Consider the following 18398-nt stretch of genomic DNA (forward strand, 5'->3'; position numbering starts at 1 on the left):
CTCAGGCTAGAGTCAAATTAAAACGGACGACGCTACTATCTTCTGTTTGTGGAGTCATTTCTACTTTGACTGACTCACCAAAATGTTCAGCACAACCTTCAATCAAGCCCAGACAAACATGTGACATGCAACGAGCGCTCTGATAGTCCATTACCATGTCTGTTTCAGTCTCGCTAATAAAGTGAAACTTTGGCGGTTCAGCATCAGAATAGAGTTTCTTCACTTCAACATGAATATAATCCTCTACATGTCGAATAAACTGAAACGTAGACACGCTACTGCCAATGCTCGCATTCTCAGGAATCGAGTTAAGTAGTGTTTTAAATACCGTTTGCCCAAAAACTTGCTGCAGTGTAGCGGGGTCAATATTGGTCTTTTTACTCAAGTTAACAATGAGTTTGACGAGATCTTTGTGGTCGTAACTGCCTACAGCCGTATAGACCCCCTCATCCCCTGACATCTCCAGAACTTCGTCCAAGACATCCAAACCAAACTTCTCCTCAACCAATTCCATGAACTCGGTAAAGATAATTCCTTTCATTCACTTTCTCCGTGCCAGCTACGTATTCTAAATTGAGGTTACCCTTTAACTTAAAGTTTTAGGACAGTTCTCGACTGATTTCAAATATTGTTAGTTTTCAAACAATAAGTTAAGGCTTAATCGAATTGTAGAGCCCATAGAAAAGATTAAAACTCGCATTATCGTTGAACTTAGTGAATTGAGTCTTTATAGGCGACCCCGCGACTAGACATAGCAGCCTCAGGATTGGCTCGAGCGTTAATGGCAACGCAAAGGGCGACATGTTCAACCCCATCGCTAACCAAGTAGACATAGGCATCGAGTTCACGGGAGCATTGACTGTTTAGGTCGACAAACGATCCATCTCCTCTGGGCTCCAAGAATTGCTCATCCTTAAGCGAGTAGACGCGATCAACAAAGGCTATTGGACTCGCTACATCTGGAATCATCGCTTTGAGTTCACTCTGATGAAAGCAGGCAACTTTGTTGTTTAAACTCGATCTATCGGTAAAAATGCTATCAAAAATACCAGGCACAACACACATGCTGGAGTGATGCTCCGACTCCTGTCCTACTTTGCTATATTTGAGTATTAAATGGCATACGGTATTATTTTTTCGATGTTCATGTGAAGTTCGTGGATACACGATAAGATAACGACTAGTGCGCTCGCACACATATCCGTTTTCTAACACTGTCGCTGACACAAGTTCCGACAGCCCTAGATTTGCATAAGTATCAGAGGCATGTTTCTTTGCTATCGTTACCGGAATCATTACCGTTCCATCGCTCAGTATGCTGTAGCCCAAAACCTCTGGGGGTCTTACCCCGATAGCTAGCTCTTTCGGAAGCTCTAAAGCTTTCGTCACATCTAAATTACAGCAAGTTGTGAAAGAAACATCTCCCAAAATACAGGTCAAAACGAGTTTGTAGCTGGGAGCCGGGGTCGAGATGAAAGCGTAAAACCCATTGCCAAAGTCTTTAAAAATGCCCTCCGGGTTTTCGCATAGAACTTGCTCGGGAGATAAAGCGTTCGGCTCTGAAAGTTGGCTCTTTAAAAACTCGCGGTTAAATAGCAGCGCACCATTGGATAGGCGTATCAATAGAGCACCATTTTGTCCTTCGCTATCCATGTGAGCTCCAATTAATACGACGAAAAGTTAATGTGTTCGACCCGAAGCGATAAGCTCTTGTTTCAATTGCTTTGAGCTCATCGGACGATAAAAGTAATAGCCTTGAATGTAATCAACATCGATCAGTTTAAGCGTCTCAAGTTCTCTAGCATGCTCTACCCCTTCAGCCACTACCTTAATGTTGAGATCATGCGACAGTTGTCTCAACATGTTAACCGCAAAGAATTTTTGCTTTATTTGGTCGATATCGGTGATGAACTTACGATCTATCTTCAACTCATCAAAATGGAAGTCACTAAAATAGGAAAATGACGAGTTACCGGTACCAAAGTCATCTACGGCTATTTTCACACCCGATGAACGAATCTTCTCTAAGAGATTAGAGTTATTGATGTTTTTTTCGAAGTAGGACGTTTCAGTAATCTCAATTGTCACATCTTTGTTTGAAACCGGTGAAGCGTTGATAAACTCATAGAGCTCATCGAGATGCGGTGAATCCGTATCGGCAATTGAACAGTTTAAAGAAAGCGTTAGTTTCTGCGGGACACTCGCATCCAAAGCGAGAAACTCCTCAATCGCGCGTTCAGCCACCAACATATCAATGGTGTTGATCATCTTTAGCTCTTCCGCCAGATGAATCATTTCTTGAACACAATAATCCAATTCTGAGAATTGGAATCGGCACAGCGCTTCTAACTTCACCACTTCGCCTGACTTGGTATCCACTATCGGTTGAAAATGAACATCGATTTGTTTGTTTTGAATCGCTTCTAAGAGCAAACTCTCTAGCTTTCTTCGACGAATGCTCGCTTGGACTAGCACTTCATCATAGAAGTTGACGCTACTCGACTTTGAATCATGAACAAACATTGCTTGTACAGATTGGGAGATCACCTCATCCATGCCGCACTTGTTAAAGCCATGAAGCGCAACACCTATCTGTCCATCAGATATGTCGTTAACTAAGTGGTCTTCTAAATATTTACTAAGTCCAGAGAAAAACTGCTTGATACATAGATTAATGGTAGCGACATCTTCAACATCATTTTCTCGTATTTTCAATAACACAACAAAAGTGTTTCTACCAAGGTAACCAAAGCTATCTGCATCATGGAAAGCTTTTAATGCAATGAATACTTTTTGACGAGATTCCGCCTCTAGTTCACAGTAGAATCGAGGACGCAAACTTACGACTATATACTTTCCTCCTTTTGAAGAAAGTCTCCTGGCGTTCTTTCGAAATGCAACTTCATCCATTTCATTTAAATTAGGCGCACTTGTCGAGTTTTGGACTTTAGGGTGTGCAGGCTTTTGGTGTTCACCTAAAAATGTATAGATGAAGAAGCACTGGTCTTTAGCTATTTCCACTTTCTTGATATAAACCATTTCAAGCGTAGAACGAGCATCTTTTGCTTTCGTTATTAGCGCACCACGCCATTTCGCTTCACGCTCAATACGCTTCTGAAAAGCCTCAATATGTCGTTTATCACTATGAAAAAGGTCAGCATCACTGATATCCCTTCCTAATAGCGAAATCGAAGATACGCCATGGTCTCGGCACAGTTTCTCGTTGGCAAATAAAACTCGATGCTTTTGATTGGTGACTAGAATCCCTCGAGTTGGATCATCCAACACGTGTTCCAAAAGTTCGGTGCTGGCTAGGCGTGCTTCCGTATGTGAAAGCACCTCGATACACCCTTTTACGTTATTGTCTAATATCAAATAGATTTCAAACTTAACGATGATTAGCTCACCTAGTGTTGTTTCTAAAGCAATAGGGACAGCAGAAGGCGAACCAGTAAACTGAACATCTCTTATTAGGGTTAAGATATGGTTCACACTGTCGATAGAGGGTGGATTAATATTAGACTGATTGGCATCGTAACCCAGCACATGTTGCCAAAATGCGCCCTTCGACACTTCGGTAGTGATGTCGTGTAAATGTTCCGACCAGAACAATTTTTCTGCTTCAGCCTGCTTAGATAGCATCTTGCTCTCTCTATTTTTATAAGCCAACAACGTGTTGCTCAAAGTCTCTCTTTTGGGACTTTGTTGCACAGAAGCAAACTAGGAGAATCAAAGCTAAATTCAAGCCGATCTTTCCTTGAATCTTATTTTTTAGTTTCTAGTTTACTGTCATGTGGCTCACCTATGGAGGATTCAAATGGATTACGTCTACGTTGAAAACATCTATGACGATGAATATCGAATTGCACCTCCAATGCACACGCGGTTAATCGAAGGGGATATCCCAGAAGAAGAGTTCGAAATTAGAGAGGTATTAGAATGTTGGTACGAGGCTGGCTTTGTCCCTTTTATCGACGCCCAAGACACAAAAGTGAACTTCTGGGAGCAAGTAAGCAACTTCAAAAGACTGACTCAAACTCTAGCGGTGTTGATCCGATGTCGAGCATATCAAAGTGCTCTGAGAAGAATTACCTCACAGTGGCGCAAGGATTCACTCGAGTGTCAGTACCTTCATTACTTGTTAGAAAAGCAAGCTGCATAGCTAAACGGAAAAATAACGAGCGAAGACTCTAATTTCATATTTATCAATAGAGAAGCGCTTTGGCTTATGATATGTTAACTGAGTCATCACTACCCATTTACATCATGTACAAATACGTAAAAAACAAACTCGATTACTCTTATTGTGAAACTCTACCTAAAGGCGTCGAACTGAGTGAGCAAGAAATACCACTTGAAGAGATAGAGATTAGGGAGATGATTGAGGCATGGTACCAAAGCGGTTACTCACCACTATTCGGTGAGGACCAAACATTTTGGGATAGCTTGTCACTTGATTCCAAAAGCACGATTAAAGGAAACTGGCTGTCCTCTTCAGAGAAAGAAAAACGCAGCCGATTAGAACGCCTTGAATCGACAATCCTAACCGTGCTGCGTAGTCACGTGTATTTCGCGGCTTTTAGACGTGTCTTAACGACTTTACCGCAATCCCCAACGCAATATCGGCTTAACAATCTGCTGTTAAAGGCCTCAAACGAAGCTCCATTGCAACACTGATTAAAACCGTCGCTAATTACTAACCCAGCCATCAAAGCGAAGTCTGTTCTGAAGTTTCGCGACCCCTTCTTGCTGTAACTGTCTGACACGCTCTTTAGAAAGCCCATACATCTCACCTAGACAATCTAAAGTGAGCACTTCTTTTCCAAAAAGTCCAAATCGATGTATCACGATATCTCTATATTTCTCTGGCAGAGATAGCACCACTCTCTCAAGGCTTTTCAATAACATTTCATCATGACAAGTATCGTAAGGCTCAGGTATTGCTTCTGATCGACATGTATCTAAGCTAGTGTACTCTTTGTCTACAATATCAACCGATGAACTCGATTCGATGAAACCACTCATGTGAATAAGCTCACTGACGTGTTTTTGCGAGTTTGAAGTCTGCTCGGCGATTTCTTTGACTGAAGGGGCTCTTTTCAGATCAGACACCATGTCATTGGTTTGTCTGGACAAGCGGTTGATCTCTTTGATCACATGAACGGGTAGACGAACAGTGCGTCCGGTATTCATTAACGAAGATTCAATACTCTCACGAATCCACCACACCGCATAAGTACTAAAACGGAAACCTTTTTCAGGTTCAAACTTATCTATCGCTTTGATCAATCCAAGGTTTCCCTCTTCTATGAGATCAAGAATAGTGTGGTTGTTTAAGCCGCGTTTTGTATAGCCTCTTGCAATCTTAACGACAAGACGCAAGTTTGACTCAATAAGTACGTCTCTCGCCGCTTTATCACCGCGACGTGCAAGCGTCGCATAGTGATACTCTTGCTCGGGGGTCAGTAGGTCGATCCCAACAACGTCTTGGATGTACTTTGAGTAAAAGTCGGCCGTGCCGCCGGCAAACTCAGTTTTAGTGTTTTCGATCCTTGCGCTCATGTTCATCTCCATTTTTTTAAGCGCGACCCTAGCCAACTTATTCATTCTATTGTTTCGAGGTGAGTCGCATAGTCAAGAATAGTCACGTTTATGCTATGCATCAAAATTTACTTCATACGCATTACTCAAAAAATGAGCAAATTAGTAGGAAAGTCTTAGATCTCTGGCAAGGTCGAAGATAAAGTTTAGATCTACTGGATCACTGACTTCTCTTTTTTATAATCTATACTAAGGTTGTTAAGTATCTGAGTTTGGTAACGAAATAGGGCAATCTCTTAACCAAGTATCGGCAAACATAATAAAAGGACAGTAGGATGATAGATTTCGACGTACTTCGTAGCTACATGGATAATGACGAGGACATCATCGCAGCCGTATTTATGGCGTTTATGGAAGAACATGAGAATGGCGCGGAAAAAATTCAGTCACTCTACAACGAGCAAAACTGGAGTGAGCTATTCATCACTGCACATTCGCTCAAAGGCATTCTTGCTAGCTTTGGTGAAGGGAAAGCGGTAGAGAAACTAGAAGCGATTGAAGGAACGACTCGTAATGGTGAGGCACCTCAAGCCGACGATATTCAATTTGTTATTCAGGAACTCGGCGTGATTAAAGGTCAGATTAACGAATACCTTGCCTCTATGGTTTGATTCCTGTTTAGCTCTTCAACCATCAATAAACGCGATAAAGGCTGGAGCTTCGAGATTTTTGTGTCCAAGGTCTAGTAGTAGTGAGTTTTTATGACCAAAACCGATTTTTTAGCACGCTTTCAGCTTCTTCAGACTAAGGATTATCACAAGGATACAAAACAAAGAACTGCAAGCGTCGATAGACGCTCACTTCGAGAGGCTAGTGTACTGATCGGCTTAGTTGAACGTGAGAGTAGACTTCACGTCATACTGACGAAACGAGCTAGCCACTTGAAGCACCATCCCGGTCAAATAAGCTTCCCTGGGGGAAAAGTCGAACCAACGGACGACAGCCCGGTCTTTACTGCTATTCGTGAAACTGAAGAAGAGATCGGTGTATCTCACGAACACCTTTCGATCATTGGTAACCTTCCGAAACTGGTGACCGTTACTGCTTTTCACGTCACACCCGTGCTAGCTTTTGTCGATGCAAATTACCGTCCTAAAATCGATACCAATGAAGTCGACTATCTTTTTGAGGTCCCTCTTGAGTTTTTAGCTTCTCCTGAAAATCTGTCTTCTGTTGCTTTTCATATTCAAGGTAAGCGCCATCGTGTTTTGTCTATACCTTATAAAGAACATTTTATTTGGGGTGTCACCGCTCAAATCATCGAAAACTTACAAACTCAATTATTGTTAAACTAATTACTCTAATTTCAGCCAAACGTTTGCCCTTCTTTCGCATTATTTTTTCTAATCCCTAAACACAACTCAACTTATCAGTAGCACACAAAAAACGTGACTAAAATAACGAAAACATTCGTGCTACTTATATCCCCATCAAAATCATGACCTAGATCTAGTTTTTACCTGCAATTTACGTGCAATATTGCCGCCGACTTATTTCCTGTTCCCAAAAAATGAGTATTAACCTATGACTACCACAACTACTGCGGCAGCGAGCCGCTCTTCGTCTAAGTGGACCTACAAAGATTTCACTTGGGCCCTTTCTCTCTTCGGTACGGCTGTTGGTGCTGGCGTACTTTTCCTTCCAATCAAAGCAGGTGCTGGCGGTTTCTGGCCATTAGTTATCCTAGCCCTAATTGCAGCACCAATGACATGGTTTGCGCACAAGAGCTTAGCGCGTTTTGTTCTTTCTGCTAAAAACCCAAATGCGGATATCACGGACACTGTTGAAGAACATTTTGGTAAAGCGGGTGCAAACCTTATTACCTTCGCTTACTTTTTCGCTATTTATCCGATTGTTCTTATCTACGGTGTAGGTATCACAAACACAGTGGACTCATTCCTAGTCAACCAAATGGGCATGGAATCTATTCCTCGTTGGCTTCTATCTGGTTGTCTGATTGGTGCAATGACATGTGGCGTTGTGTTCGGTAAAGAGCTCATGCTAAAAGCGACGTCAGCGATGGTTTACCCATTGGTGTTCATCCTATTAGCACTGTCTGTATACCTGATTCCAGACTGGAACACCTCAATGATGAGTGTAAGCCCAGACTGGGGTTCAATGCCTGCTATTATCTGGCTTGCTATCCCTATCATCGTGTTCTCATTTAACCACAGCCCAATCATTTCTCAGTTCTCTAAAGAGCAACGTCGTGTTTACGGTGAGGAAGCAGTTAAGAAGACGGATATGATTACCGGCGGCGCGGCAATGATGCTGATGGGCTTTGTTATGTTCTTCGTATTCTCGGTAGTACTTTCTCTGTCTCCAGAGCAGCTTTCTATCGCTCAAGAACAAAACATCTCTGTACTGTCTTACCTTGCAAACGTTCACGAGTCTCCTCTTATCTCGATCCTAGGTCCTGTTGTTGCATTCGCTGCAATTACTTCAAGCTACTTCGGTCACTTCCTTGGTGCTCACGAAGGTCTAGTTGGTCTTGGTAAATCACGCTCTAAAGCACCTATCGGTAAGATTGAGAAAGCGTCTCTAGTGTTCATCGTAGTGACGACTTGGATCGTTGCGATCATCAACCCAAGCATCCTAGGTATGATTGAAACCATGGGCGCACCAATGATTGCTGCAATCCTATTCTTGATGCCTGTTTACGCAATGAAGAAAGTACCAGCAATGGCGAAGTACAAAACTTCTGCACCTGTACAAATCTTTACAGCAATCTGTGGTGTTGCAGCGATTACTTCGGTAATCTACGGCGCTTTTTAATTGACGCTGTCAATTGAACATCTCGATTAAACCGTATCTCGATACACAATAACGATAATTTAAGCCCCTATCACGTTTAGGGGCTTTTCTAGAGGCAAATCAGTATGATCAGTGTTTTTGATATCTACAAAATTGGTGTTGGTCCTTCAAGCTCACACACCGTTGGTCCGATGAAAGCTGGTAAAGAGTTCATCGACGACCTACGTACTATGGGTAAGCTAAGAGACATCACCAAGATCACTGTAGATGTTTATGGATCACTATCGCTGACAGGGAAAGGTCACCACACAGATATTGCTATCATCATGGGCTTGGCAGGTAACTCGCCAGAGAAAGTCGACATCGACTCAATCCCAGGATTCATAGCTCGCGTTGAAGAAACTGAACGTCTACCCGTTGGCATGCATTGCCATACGGTTTCATTCCCGCGCGAAGGCGGAATGAACTTCCATACTACCAACTTGGAGCTGCACGAAAACGGCATGCAGATCCACGCTTGGATCGACGAAGAGTTGGCTTACTCAAAAACTTACTACTCTATCGGTGGTGGTTTTATCGTTGACGAAGAGAACTTTGGAAAAGAAGAAATCTCTGCACTCAAAGCGCCTTATGAGTTTAATTCAGCTGAAGAGCTCGTTAATCTATGTAAGGACAATGGCCTATCGATTAGTACACTTGTGATGGCAAATGAACACGCGATCCACTCAGATGAAGAGACGCGCACTTACTTTGCTAACATTTGGCGTACCATGCGTGAGTGTATGGAACGTGGTATGAACACTGAAGGTATTCTGCCAGGTCCACTGCGCGTACCGCGTCGTGCCGCAGCGCTTCGCCAGCAACTTATCACATCAGAGAAAACGACGACTGACCCAATGTCGGTTGTTGACTGGGTTAACATGTTTGCTTTCGCAGTAAACGAAGAAAATGCTGCAGGCGGTCGTGTTGTAACAGCACCAACTAATGGTGCGTGCGGAATTATCCCAGCAGTTCTTGCTTACTACGACAAGTTCATCCAAACCGTGACTGAGAAGGACTACATCCGCTTCTTCGCAGCGTCTGGTGCGATTGGTGGACTGTACAAGCAAAATGCGTCTATCTCTGGCGCTGAAGTCGGCTGCCAAGGTGAAGTTGGTGTTGCATGTTCTATGGCTGCTGCTGGTCTTGCTGAGCTTATGGGCGGTAGCCCAGAGCAGGTGTGTATGGCGGCTGAAATCGCAATGGAACATAACCTAGGCTTGACGTGTGACCCAGTTGCTGGTCAGGTACAGGTACCATGCATCGAACGTAACGGCATTGCTGCAGTAAAAGCGATCAATTCAACTCGCATGGCACTACGCCGAGCTTCGGCTCCTCGCGTATCTCTCGACAAAGTCATCGAAACGATGCTTGAAACAGGCAAAGACATGAACGCTAAATACCGCGAAACTTCTCAAGGTGGTTTGGCAATTAAGGTCGTGTGCTAATCCTCGTTAGCATGCCTATTAAAAACCGAAGCCAAGGCTTCGGTTTTTTGTTTTCTACACTTTTTGTTCTTTAAACAGTGAAAAATACGTTTGAATAGAACCCTATCGCAAAAAACGTTGAGAGCACCGCTCCTGCCAGCAAGGTGGGCATTCGAGCTCTAGGGTATTTGTCCAACAGCAGAATTATTGCAAGATAGGTAGGATACAAGCCAAAGATGTATCTAGGCATAGCGTTAACCCCTGATGAAAGAGGAATTAACAGATTGATAAGCATGAACACCGCTTCCGCGTATCGCTTTTTGGCAAATAGATATCCGTTAAGAGCAAACCCCATCAGCGATACGATGACGAGATAAAGTTTCGCACCACCTGTTTCCACGCCATAAACTAACCACTCAATAGGGTTGCTCACCACCCTACCCCATGCAATCTGTATATGGCCAAATGCAAGGGCATCTCCCATATGGAAATGCAAGTACATCATATAGGTAAAGAAGCCTAGTGGAATGAGCCAGATAGCTCCAATGACCGACAGAGCGTTATCTTTTAGTCGATAAAAGCTACTTGCTCCGTACGCTTGTACACCGAATATCAGCACTGAAAACACTAACATCACACCTAAATTACGAGTGATTGCGGCAACAAGACCTAACAGTCCTACTAACCACCAGTTTTGACGATAACACGCGATAAACACCCCGCTTATTAGAGCAATATAGAGTGGCTCTGAATATCCAGACAGAGCGTATACTCCGTATGGCGAGAAGCACATAAGCCAGACAGCGACTTCTTGCATCTCTTCACGAATAGAAAGCTGTTTAAGCGCCTTTAGAAAGACGACAATGCTAAATACAAACGTTAGATTTGAAACTAAGATCAATGCTAAGTTGGTATCTCCCACCAGCCAAGACATCCATTTTCCTAAATAGGGAGAGACAGGCATAAATGCCCAGTTGGCGGCATTGCCTCCTTTCATGTAAGTTGGCACTAACGCGTAGCCATCGTCTGCGATACGCTGAAACCACATACAATCAAAACGACAGATTTGCTTCCATAGATCAAGATTAGCGACCGTCTCTGGATTATATGCGTGGGTACCAATTAACCCCGTTCCATATAACACGGCTCGGCTGACTAATACCGCTACAATAATCAGCATCCACTGCTGCTTGCTGATCGCAAGGCTAGGTTTATTGTTTTCCATCTTATTAGCCTGCCTTAGAGATTGTGTGCTGTGGTTGGGAAACTGATTGGTATCTTCCATATACACCCTCTACGAGATAGATGGGGCGCTGTTTAATTTCTCTATATATTCTGCTGACATACCCGCCGATTACACCAAGCGAAATAAGCTGTATTCCCCCCAAAAACAACACCACGCTGATCGTCGATGCGTAGCCGGGTGTCTTAATACCAAAGAACGTCGCCCCGATGATGATCTTCAACATGAAAAGAAACGCTAGACCCGATATACCGCAGCCAACAAAACCCCAAATGCGTAAAGGCCACGCGGTAAAACTAAAAATACCGTCTACGGCAAAATTCCATAGCTTCCAGTAATTGAACTTAGTTTCACCCGCTGCACGCTCCGGCCGCTCAAATTCAACCCCTGTCGAACGAAATGCCGTCCATGCTAATAGGCCTTTCATGAAACGATTACGCTCAGGAAGCTGACGAATAGCATCAATGACCGTTCTATCGATAAGACGAAAATCCCCTGCATTTTCTGGGATCTTAGTTTCAGCGGCGATCCAGTTAAAAAAGCGATAAAAGCCACCAGCAGTGATGCGCTTTACCCAAGTATCTTTGGAGCGATCCACTCTTACGCCATACACGGTATCCCAGTCACCTGTCTGCCAAAGATTTAGAAACTTGAGAATAAGTTCAGGTGGGTCTTGCAGGTCCACATCCATGATCACACACGCATCACCTTGAACATGATCCAGCCCTGCTGTCATTGCAGACTCTTTACCAAAGTTTCTGGCCAAATTGACTAGGCTCACTCGAGAATCAACCTCGATAACAGATTCGATAATTCGTTTCGTATCATCACTACTGCCATCATTAACAAAGACAATATCTAACTTATCTTTGATTGAATGAAGGCTCGTTTCTAACGCATCCATAAAGGGCAATATCGACTCTTGCTCGTTATAAACGGGAACCAAAATCGACAACGTATAGTTATTTATATTTTTCATTGAGCCACCTCGGTTATCGAAATTTGATTGACGTTAAGGCTTGCGGGAGTCTCAAACTGTATTTGGTGTAGTGAGGCCTCTATAGAATATTGCGATGCAGGAAGCGTTGCCTCCAACGCATTGAGGTCATGCGGTAGCAACTTCACTTGCTTGTGACCATCGAGGGAGATATACACGGGCTCGGTTATAGAGTGCGTCAACGCTAACTTCACGCGAATGGAATGAGTTGGAGCAGCCCCTAAATTAAAAAATACACTTCCTTTGTGTACTAACTCTCTGCCATGCTGGTCAGGTTTCACAGCCCATCCCTGTCGGCTTAGATAAGGTTGGTTTTCTGAGGTGTCGATGACACCAGAATCTGGCCAAAAGACGTGCGCATTGTCCTTCGCCCAATAGAGTGTTTGTTTATCTATATAATAGGTTCGATAGGCAGTATTGACTTGCGGGTGCGCGGCTAAATATAGAACCCACAAATAGTACATCGATAATAGCGCAAGCAAGACGAATATCGCTAAACGATAGACGCCTTTACTCGACACCTTTAGGTTGGTGTCTTCTTTAAGATCAAAACGTTGTGCAGACATGCTCAATAACATTTGGTTACATATGTTATTGGTTTTACTCTTTGCCCACTATCGCTCTGTCAATAGAGAGTCAGAAACTGATTAAGTTTCGGTGACCTTCTTATAATCCACTCGCTACGATTCACGCTTGTTATAACTTGGTAATAAAAGCCTGTACTGCAGTTTGGATGATTTCTCATAATTGGTTCAGTTTGCACAAAAAACCATGAGCTTTGCGAGGTTTTGCCACAAAATCACTTCCCCGACACCCATTCATTAACTTAATATTCACCCTGTCAGCCCATACAATTAACAATATAATTATGCGACTTACAATAACAAATAAACTCCTACTCGCACTTATTCTGGTTTTTGGCACTGTGGTTATCATTTCCACAACCTATCAATACAACCAACAACGTGATCTTATTTACTCCGTCCTTAGTGAACAATTACATGATAAAGCGAGCAATTATTTTGATAGCTTAAACATGATGATGATCACCGGCACCATGGCCCAAAAAGAGACGCTACGAAATAAAGCACTCGCCCAAGAGAATATTGAGAACGTTCGCGTCCTTCGCGGTGATGCGGTCAGTAAACTCTATGGTACAGGACTCGATAACCAAATAGCCGTCGATGATATCGACCGCCGCGCCCTAAACGGTGAAACCGTATTAGAACCGTTCAAAGCAGATTGGGGAAATGGTCTTGTTGTTGCACTCCCAATGAAAGCAAGCGCCGACTACCGTGGAACCAACTGTATCGCCTGCCATATGACAGAAGAGGGCGAGGTGCTTGGCGCAATTCGAATTGAATACAATCTTAGCCATGTGAATGGGATGGTGAATAAGCGCACGGCGATTGCCGTCGCTATCATGGCGGCGATCGCGTTCCTTGGTTACCTGTCGACCATTTTTATCGCACGTCGATTTATTGTTGGACCGGTTCAAACAACATCAAAATTTATGACACGTGTGAGCGGCAGTAAAGACCTCTCTATCCGTTTATCACAAAAGCAAAATGACGAAGTGGGTGACTTAACCAACGATATTAACGCTTTCTTGGATACGGTTTCAGAAAGCCTAATAAAGGTTCAAACCACTGCGCAGACGGTAAGCAGCAATGCCGACAAGTTGACGGACATCGCCGAGAACAACGAGTCCACCGCTAAGCGCCAGCTCGATGAAACCGCAGCCGTTGAGAGCAATATGCAAATGCTTAAGGAGCAGCAAGCCACGGTCAGTGATGCCACGGAGAGAGCCTCTTTGTTGATGCAAGAAACCTGTGAGCTCACACGAGCCAGCAGTATTGAAGCAAAAGGCGCTAGCGACGATATTGAGCTACTAGTTCAAGACATCACGGAGGTATCCACCCATATCTCCGAGTTGAATGCCCAAACAGAGCAAGTATCTGCCATTCTCTCGACCATCAAAGGCATTGCCGATCAGACCAACCTACTCGCTCTCAATGCCGCCATTGAAGCAGCACGAGCAGGCGAACAGGGTCGTGGATTTGCTGTCGTTGCGGACGAAGTTCGATCACTGGCAAGTCGAACGACCGATGCCACTAATGACATAGAAGAGATCATTGCCAAGTTCCAACAAGGCAGCAGCTTCTCCGTTGAGGCGGTCAACAAAGTGTCAGATACTGCCCACCAACGCGCCGACGAAGTTCAAGCACTGGCGAGCAAAATGCAGACCGTCGTTTCACAAATAGAATCGACCACAGACCTTGCCAGCCAAGTTCAAGAACAGATCCAGGCAAATCGACAGACCAGCGAAAGCGTCGGTGAAAAAACCGCCATCATCACTCAGCATGCGAATGAAACCTCAAGCAGCGCAACGCAGACACATCAAATCAGCATGGACTTACAACAGCTTTCTCATCAGTTGGAGACATTACTTAATCAATTTATGCTTAATAACCACAATAAAGGTTGAACCATGAAAATTGACAGGTAATATGTGCCTTTGAAAAGAAATTTAGTAGCAACCCAATGAGTTGACTAATTATTGGCCAATAATCATTGGGTTGTATTGTTACCTCCATGGAGAAGATTAATAACATGACTTACGCGCCTGTAACTGACGTACTAAGCGGTAAGCTAGCTGTTGACAGTGAAGTAACTGTTCGCGGCTGGATCCGTTCGCGTCGTGATTCCAAAGCTGGAATCTCTTTCCTTGCCATCTACGACGGCTCTTGTTTCGACCCGATTCAGGCCGTGGTCCCAAATAATCTAAATAATTACGAAGAAGAAGTTCTAAAACTGACTACTGGTTGTTCAGTAGAAGTAACGGGCAAAATCGTAGAATCTCCAGCAAAAGGTCAAGACTTTGAGCTAGCAGCGACTGACGTTAAGGTTGTTGGTTGGGTTGAAGATGCCGAGACTTACCCAATGGCTAAGACTCGTCACTCAATCGAATACCTACGTGAAGTAGCGCACCTTCGTCCACGTACTAACGTGATTGGTGCAGTTGCACGTGTTCGTAACTGTCTATCTCAAGCGATTCACCGCTTCTACCACGAGCAAGGTTTCTTCTGGACTTCTGCACCACTTATCACAGCGTCTGACGCTGAAGGTGCAGGCGAAATGTTCCGCGTGTCTACTCTAGACCTAGAAAACCTACCTCGCACTGAAAAAGGCGACGTAGACTTTAACGAAGACTTCTTCGGTAAAGAGACGTTCCTAACCGTATCTGGTCAGCTAAACGCAGAAGCTTACGCTTGTGCACTAAGCAAGGTTTACACCTTTGGTCCAACGTTCCGTGCAGAAAACTCAAACACCAGTCGCCACCTAGCGGAATTCTGGATGGTTGAGCCTGAAGTCGCATTCGCAGATCTAGAAGACGTGGCTAAGCTTGCTGAAGACATGCTTAAGTATGTATTTAAGGCAGTACTAGCAGAGCGTCGCGATGACCTTGAGTTCTTTGCTCAACGCATCGACAAGCAAGCGATCGCTCGTCTAGAGCAGTTCGTTGATGCTGACTTCGCACAAGTTGACTACACTGACGCAATCCAAATCCTTCTAGATTCTGGTCGTGAGTTCGAATTCCCAGTTGAATGGGGTATCGACATGTCTTCTGAGCACGAGCGTTACCTAGCTGAAGAACACTTCAAAGCGCCGGTAATCGTTAAGAACTACCCGAAAGACATCAAGGCATTCTACATGCGCTTGAACGACGACGGTAAAACCGTTGCTGCAATGGACGTACTAGCACCTGGCATTGGTGAAATCATCGGTGGTGCACAGCGTGAAGAGCGTCTAGACATTCTAGATGACCGCATGCGCGCTATGAACATCGATCCAGAGCACATGAACTGGTACCGCGACCTACGTCGTTACGGCACAGTGCCTCACGCTGGCTTCGGTCTTGGTTTTGAGCGTCTAGTGTCTTACGTGACTGGCATGGGCAACGTTCGTGACGTTATCCCATTCCCACGTACTCCACGTAGTGCGAACTTCTAAGCAAAATTGCTGGAATATCATTTCAAAAGGTCACCTATTTAGGTGGCCTTTTTTGTTGGCGCTTCTCCTAGTGTTAGGCCTTCAATACTGAGCGCTTAGTTTTCGTTTTCGAAGCATTTTTTGCATTGGTAAACCAGCAAATCCACACTACATTTAGAGGGTGCATGACCACATATTGAGGTGTCTAAATGGGTAAGTTTACAAAAAACGATATCGAATATTTCGGTGAAAGTAATGGCGTTCATAAGTGGGAGTCTCCCACTGGCCAACCATACTATTGGCACCCAGACTGGTTACATGTAGCTGAAGACGAAACTGGCTTACATTCAAAGCAGACTCTGGATATCAGTAACAGCGAAGAGGCAACAAAAGAACACGCCGCAAGCGCGATTCTCAAACACATAAATGATTGGGCAAAGAACAAATTCGATAACAACCCTGATATAGAAACTCAGGCTATCGAATCTGAACACGACTTAAAAGGCTTCGATGACTAAAAAAGCAAAGGCCTGTTTGAGGCCTTTGCTTTTATCGAGTGCTTGATTATTGATGCGAGACCCAAAAGTCATACACAACGACTTCACCATAGTTGTCAGGGTCATCGGTATACGACCCTTCTTTCTCAGGATTACTTTGGGTGTAGTTGCCAATCTTAAAGTAAGCTTCGCCGTAGTCGAGATCCATCAACACAGTAGTACTGCCATCTTTCACCAAGTACTGACTTGCGTTGCCCGACGCATAAGCGCTTCCAAGGTTGCCATCTTCACTGTAATAAACGTAGTGCTTACCATCGATAACCTCGAACATTACTTCATGAATCGTTCCTAACGAGTAGTTCGTTTTAATGGTCAAGTCATCACGTAACACGCCGCCATTGAACGATAAGAATAGATGAGAGCCCTCTAGACGAAGTACCAAAGAATCATCAATACCAGCTTCTTTGTTTCCGTGGATCTGAGTCGCAACTAGATGATCTTTGACTATCGGAAGATGAGTAATGGCTTGCTTAGCGTAAACCACATGCTTACCAGTCGTTGTCCAATAGATATCCGAACTACCATCAGCCTCTCGCTCTCGAAGCTCTGATCGGATATAGCTTGAGTTAGGCGTCGTACCATTGTTCGAGCGAACCGGTGCTCTAAACACTATGCCGTTACGATCATCATTGACGTAGAAATACTCATTACTCTCTTGATACAACGTCTTGTCTTCTGTGCCATCCGGATAGGTAATCTTCCATTGATTGTAGTTACTCATCAAATCAGATGGATACTCAGCATTGCCGACTGGCTCGCCACCACCAGATCCACTACCTCCATAGATCTCAACTTCGTTGATATTGGTCCATTCAGTACCGGCCGTATTACTAAATGTTTTGATACGTATCTGCTGTGCTGAGATATCAGTGATATCAAAGACTTCGAATCCATCTACATTGCCGCTACTGACATCATCAAATACCTTGGTCCACGCACCACTTGTACCTGGACGTGCATAGATTTCAAACGTATACGCCCTAGAGTCTCCTTGCCCCCAAGCGATACCTACTTCCGATACATCACTGGTTTCTTGAAGTTGGATAGTCAGGTTCACAGGTGAACCTGACGCAGCCCAACGACTGCTCCACGCTGTGCTACCATCAATTGCGTTGGTTGCTGGATAGCTACCATGACCTGTGCCGTCATCAAAAGCGGTATCAATTGAGAGCTTATCGCCTGACCTGCTATCGATGTTATTCAACACCCACTGTTGATTAACGTTGCTATCACTGGAATCCCAGAGATAAAGAAGTTGCCCTTCTGCAGCACCGCCATTTCCATCAATGGAATAGCCCGTTGCATTCCGCTTTTGAAATCGATATATCTCTGTACCGCTGACAACTTTGATCTTTTGCCAGTGTTGGTTGTAATCGCTCGCATTACAGGTTTGCAAAGTCACTGCTTGTCGCTGCGCACCACCGTCCCCGCCATCCCAACATAAGTTAGTATCTTTCTTTTTGTATGAATAATAACCGTCACCATGATTAATTTGAACCCACTGCTGATTCGCATTAGTCGTGTTAGTTCCCCATAAGTAGAGTTGCTGCCCCTCCTGGGCACCACCGTTACCGTCTATTGAAAAGTCAGTACCATTTTTCTCCATTACGAAAGTAGCAGCGCTGGCAGAAACACTTAAAAATCCAGTAATTACTGTTGCTAACGTCAAAAAACGGAAAGTCTTCGGTCTCATGTCATCTCCTGAATAATGTTCCATTATGTAACAAGTTGAGTGACCCATCTTCCATCCTGTACAGCACTAACCACTAAATAGTCCAAGGATCTAG

Annotated in this window: 17 protein-coding genes; 9 read left to right on the forward strand and 8 right to left on the reverse strand. The window is 44.1% G+C overall.

What is annotated here, in order from left to right; genetic code table 11:
* Position 1 precedes the first annotated feature (1 nt).
* The 3 genes from LY387_RS10050 to LY387_RS10060 all read right to left on the reverse strand — a co-directional run bounded on the left by LY387_RS10050 (position 2) and on the right by LY387_RS10060 (position 3684).
* Positions 2–541 (reverse strand): heme NO-binding domain-containing protein, encoded by a 540-nt coding sequence (locus LY387_RS10050; RefSeq protein WP_234493987.1) that lies wholly within the window; start codon positions 539–541, stop codon positions 2–4.
* 170 nt (positions 542–711) lie between these two features.
* A complete protein-coding gene (locus LY387_RS10055; protein WP_234493988.1) occupies positions 712–1653 on the reverse strand; it encodes a hypothetical protein in 942 nt (313 codons plus the stop codon).
* Positions 1654–1680: 27 nt separating this feature from the next.
* Positions 1681–3684, reverse strand: coding sequence for an EAL domain-containing protein (locus LY387_RS10060; RefSeq protein WP_234493989.1), 2004 nt, complete (start codon positions 3682–3684; stop codon positions 1681–1683).
* 133 nt (positions 3685–3817) lie between these two features.
* Between LY387_RS10060 and LY387_RS10065 the strand changes: the two genes are divergently transcribed.
* Positions 3818–4162 carry a hypothetical protein gene (locus tag LY387_RS10065; RefSeq protein WP_234493990.1) on the forward strand — a complete coding sequence of 115 codons (345 nt, stop codon included), beginning with the start codon at positions 3818–3820 and terminating at the stop codon, positions 4160–4162.
* 71 nt (positions 4163–4233) lie between these two features.
* Positions 4234–4677: a hypothetical protein gene (locus LY387_RS10070; protein WP_234493991.1), complete on the forward strand. Its 444-nt coding sequence runs from the start codon at positions 4234–4236 to the stop codon at positions 4675–4677.
* Between the two features lie 12 nt (positions 4678–4689).
* Here the strand turns inward: LY387_RS10070 and LY387_RS10075 are convergent, their stop codons facing one another.
* Positions 4690–5562, reverse strand: coding sequence for a sigma-70 family RNA polymerase sigma factor (locus LY387_RS10075; RefSeq protein WP_234493992.1), 873 nt, complete (start codon positions 5560–5562; stop codon positions 4690–4692).
* 314 nt (positions 5563–5876) lie between these two features.
* Here LY387_RS10075 and LY387_RS10080 point away from each other — a divergent pair, with 314 nt between their 5' ends.
* From LY387_RS10080 to LY387_RS10095, 4 genes are all read left to right on the forward strand, one after another.
* A complete protein-coding gene (locus LY387_RS10080) occupies positions 5877–6212 on the forward strand; it encodes an Hpt domain-containing protein (protein ID WP_234493993.1) in 336 nt (111 codons plus the stop codon).
* Between the two features lie 90 nt (positions 6213–6302).
* Positions 6303–6896 carry a CoA pyrophosphatase gene (locus LY387_RS10085; RefSeq protein ID WP_234493994.1) on the forward strand — a complete coding sequence of 198 codons (594 nt, stop codon included), beginning with the start codon at positions 6303–6305 and terminating at the stop codon, positions 6894–6896.
* A gap of 229 nt (positions 6897–7125) precedes the next feature.
* Positions 7126–8376, forward strand: a complete 1251-nt coding sequence (locus tag LY387_RS10090) for an aromatic amino acid transport family protein (protein ID WP_234493995.1) — start codon at positions 7126–7128, stop codon at positions 8374–8376.
* 104 nt (positions 8377–8480) lie between these two features.
* Positions 8481–9842 carry an L-serine ammonia-lyase gene (locus tag LY387_RS10095; RefSeq protein WP_234493996.1) on the forward strand — a complete coding sequence of 454 codons (1362 nt, stop codon included), beginning with the start codon at positions 8481–8483 and terminating at the stop codon, positions 9840–9842.
* A gap of 70 nt (positions 9843–9912) precedes the next feature.
* On the opposite strand, the gene LY387_RS10100 is transcribed toward LY387_RS10095, so the two are convergent.
* From LY387_RS10100 to LY387_RS10110, 3 genes are read right to left on the reverse strand one after another with little or no spacing between them, the layout of a single operon-like run.
* Positions 9913–11046 (reverse strand): membrane protein, encoded by a 1134-nt coding sequence (locus LY387_RS10100; protein WP_042477395.1) that lies wholly within the window; start codon positions 11044–11046, stop codon positions 9913–9915.
* Between the two features lie 4 nt (positions 11047–11050).
* Positions 11051–12043 carry a glycosyltransferase family 2 protein gene (locus LY387_RS10105; RefSeq protein WP_234493997.1) on the reverse strand — a complete coding sequence of 331 codons (993 nt, stop codon included), beginning with the start codon at positions 12041–12043 and terminating at the stop codon, positions 11051–11053.
* Positions 12040–12627: a hypothetical protein gene (locus LY387_RS10110; RefSeq protein ID WP_234493998.1), complete on the reverse strand. Its 588-nt coding sequence runs from the start codon at positions 12625–12627 to the stop codon at positions 12040–12042. The genes LY387_RS10105 and LY387_RS10110 overlap by 4 nt, the downstream gene beginning before the upstream one ends.
* Positions 12628–12929: 302 nt before the next feature.
* Between LY387_RS10110 and LY387_RS10115 the strand changes: the two genes are divergently transcribed.
* The 3 genes from LY387_RS10115 to LY387_RS10125 all read left to right on the forward strand — a co-directional run bounded on the left by LY387_RS10115 (position 12930) and on the right by LY387_RS10125 (position 16572).
* A complete protein-coding gene (locus LY387_RS10115; RefSeq protein WP_234493999.1) occupies positions 12930–14549 on the forward strand; it encodes a methyl-accepting chemotaxis protein in 1620 nt (539 codons plus the stop codon).
* A 125-nt stretch (positions 14550–14674) separates the two neighbouring features.
* Positions 14675–16075: an asparagine--tRNA ligase gene (gene asnS / locus LY387_RS10120; RefSeq protein ID WP_234494000.1), complete on the forward strand. Its 1401-nt coding sequence runs from the start codon at positions 14675–14677 to the stop codon at positions 16073–16075.
* A 188-nt stretch (positions 16076–16263) separates the two neighbouring features.
* Positions 16264–16572: a hypothetical protein gene (locus tag LY387_RS10125; protein ID WP_234494001.1), complete on the forward strand. Its 309-nt coding sequence runs from the start codon at positions 16264–16266 to the stop codon at positions 16570–16572.
* A gap of 46 nt (positions 16573–16618) precedes the next feature.
* Here LY387_RS10125 and LY387_RS10130 read toward each other — a convergent pair whose 3' ends face one another.
* Positions 16619–18304, reverse strand: coding sequence for a polysaccharide lyase family 7 protein (locus LY387_RS10130; protein ID WP_326491993.1), 1686 nt, complete (start codon positions 18302–18304; stop codon positions 16619–16621).
* Between the last annotated feature and the right edge of the window lie 94 nt (positions 18305–18398).

Origin of the sequence: Vibrio maritimus, assembly GCF_021441885.1 — a bacterium.
Taxonomy (GTDB): Bacteria; Pseudomonadota; Gammaproteobacteria; order Enterobacterales; family Vibrionaceae; genus Vibrio; species Vibrio maritimus_B.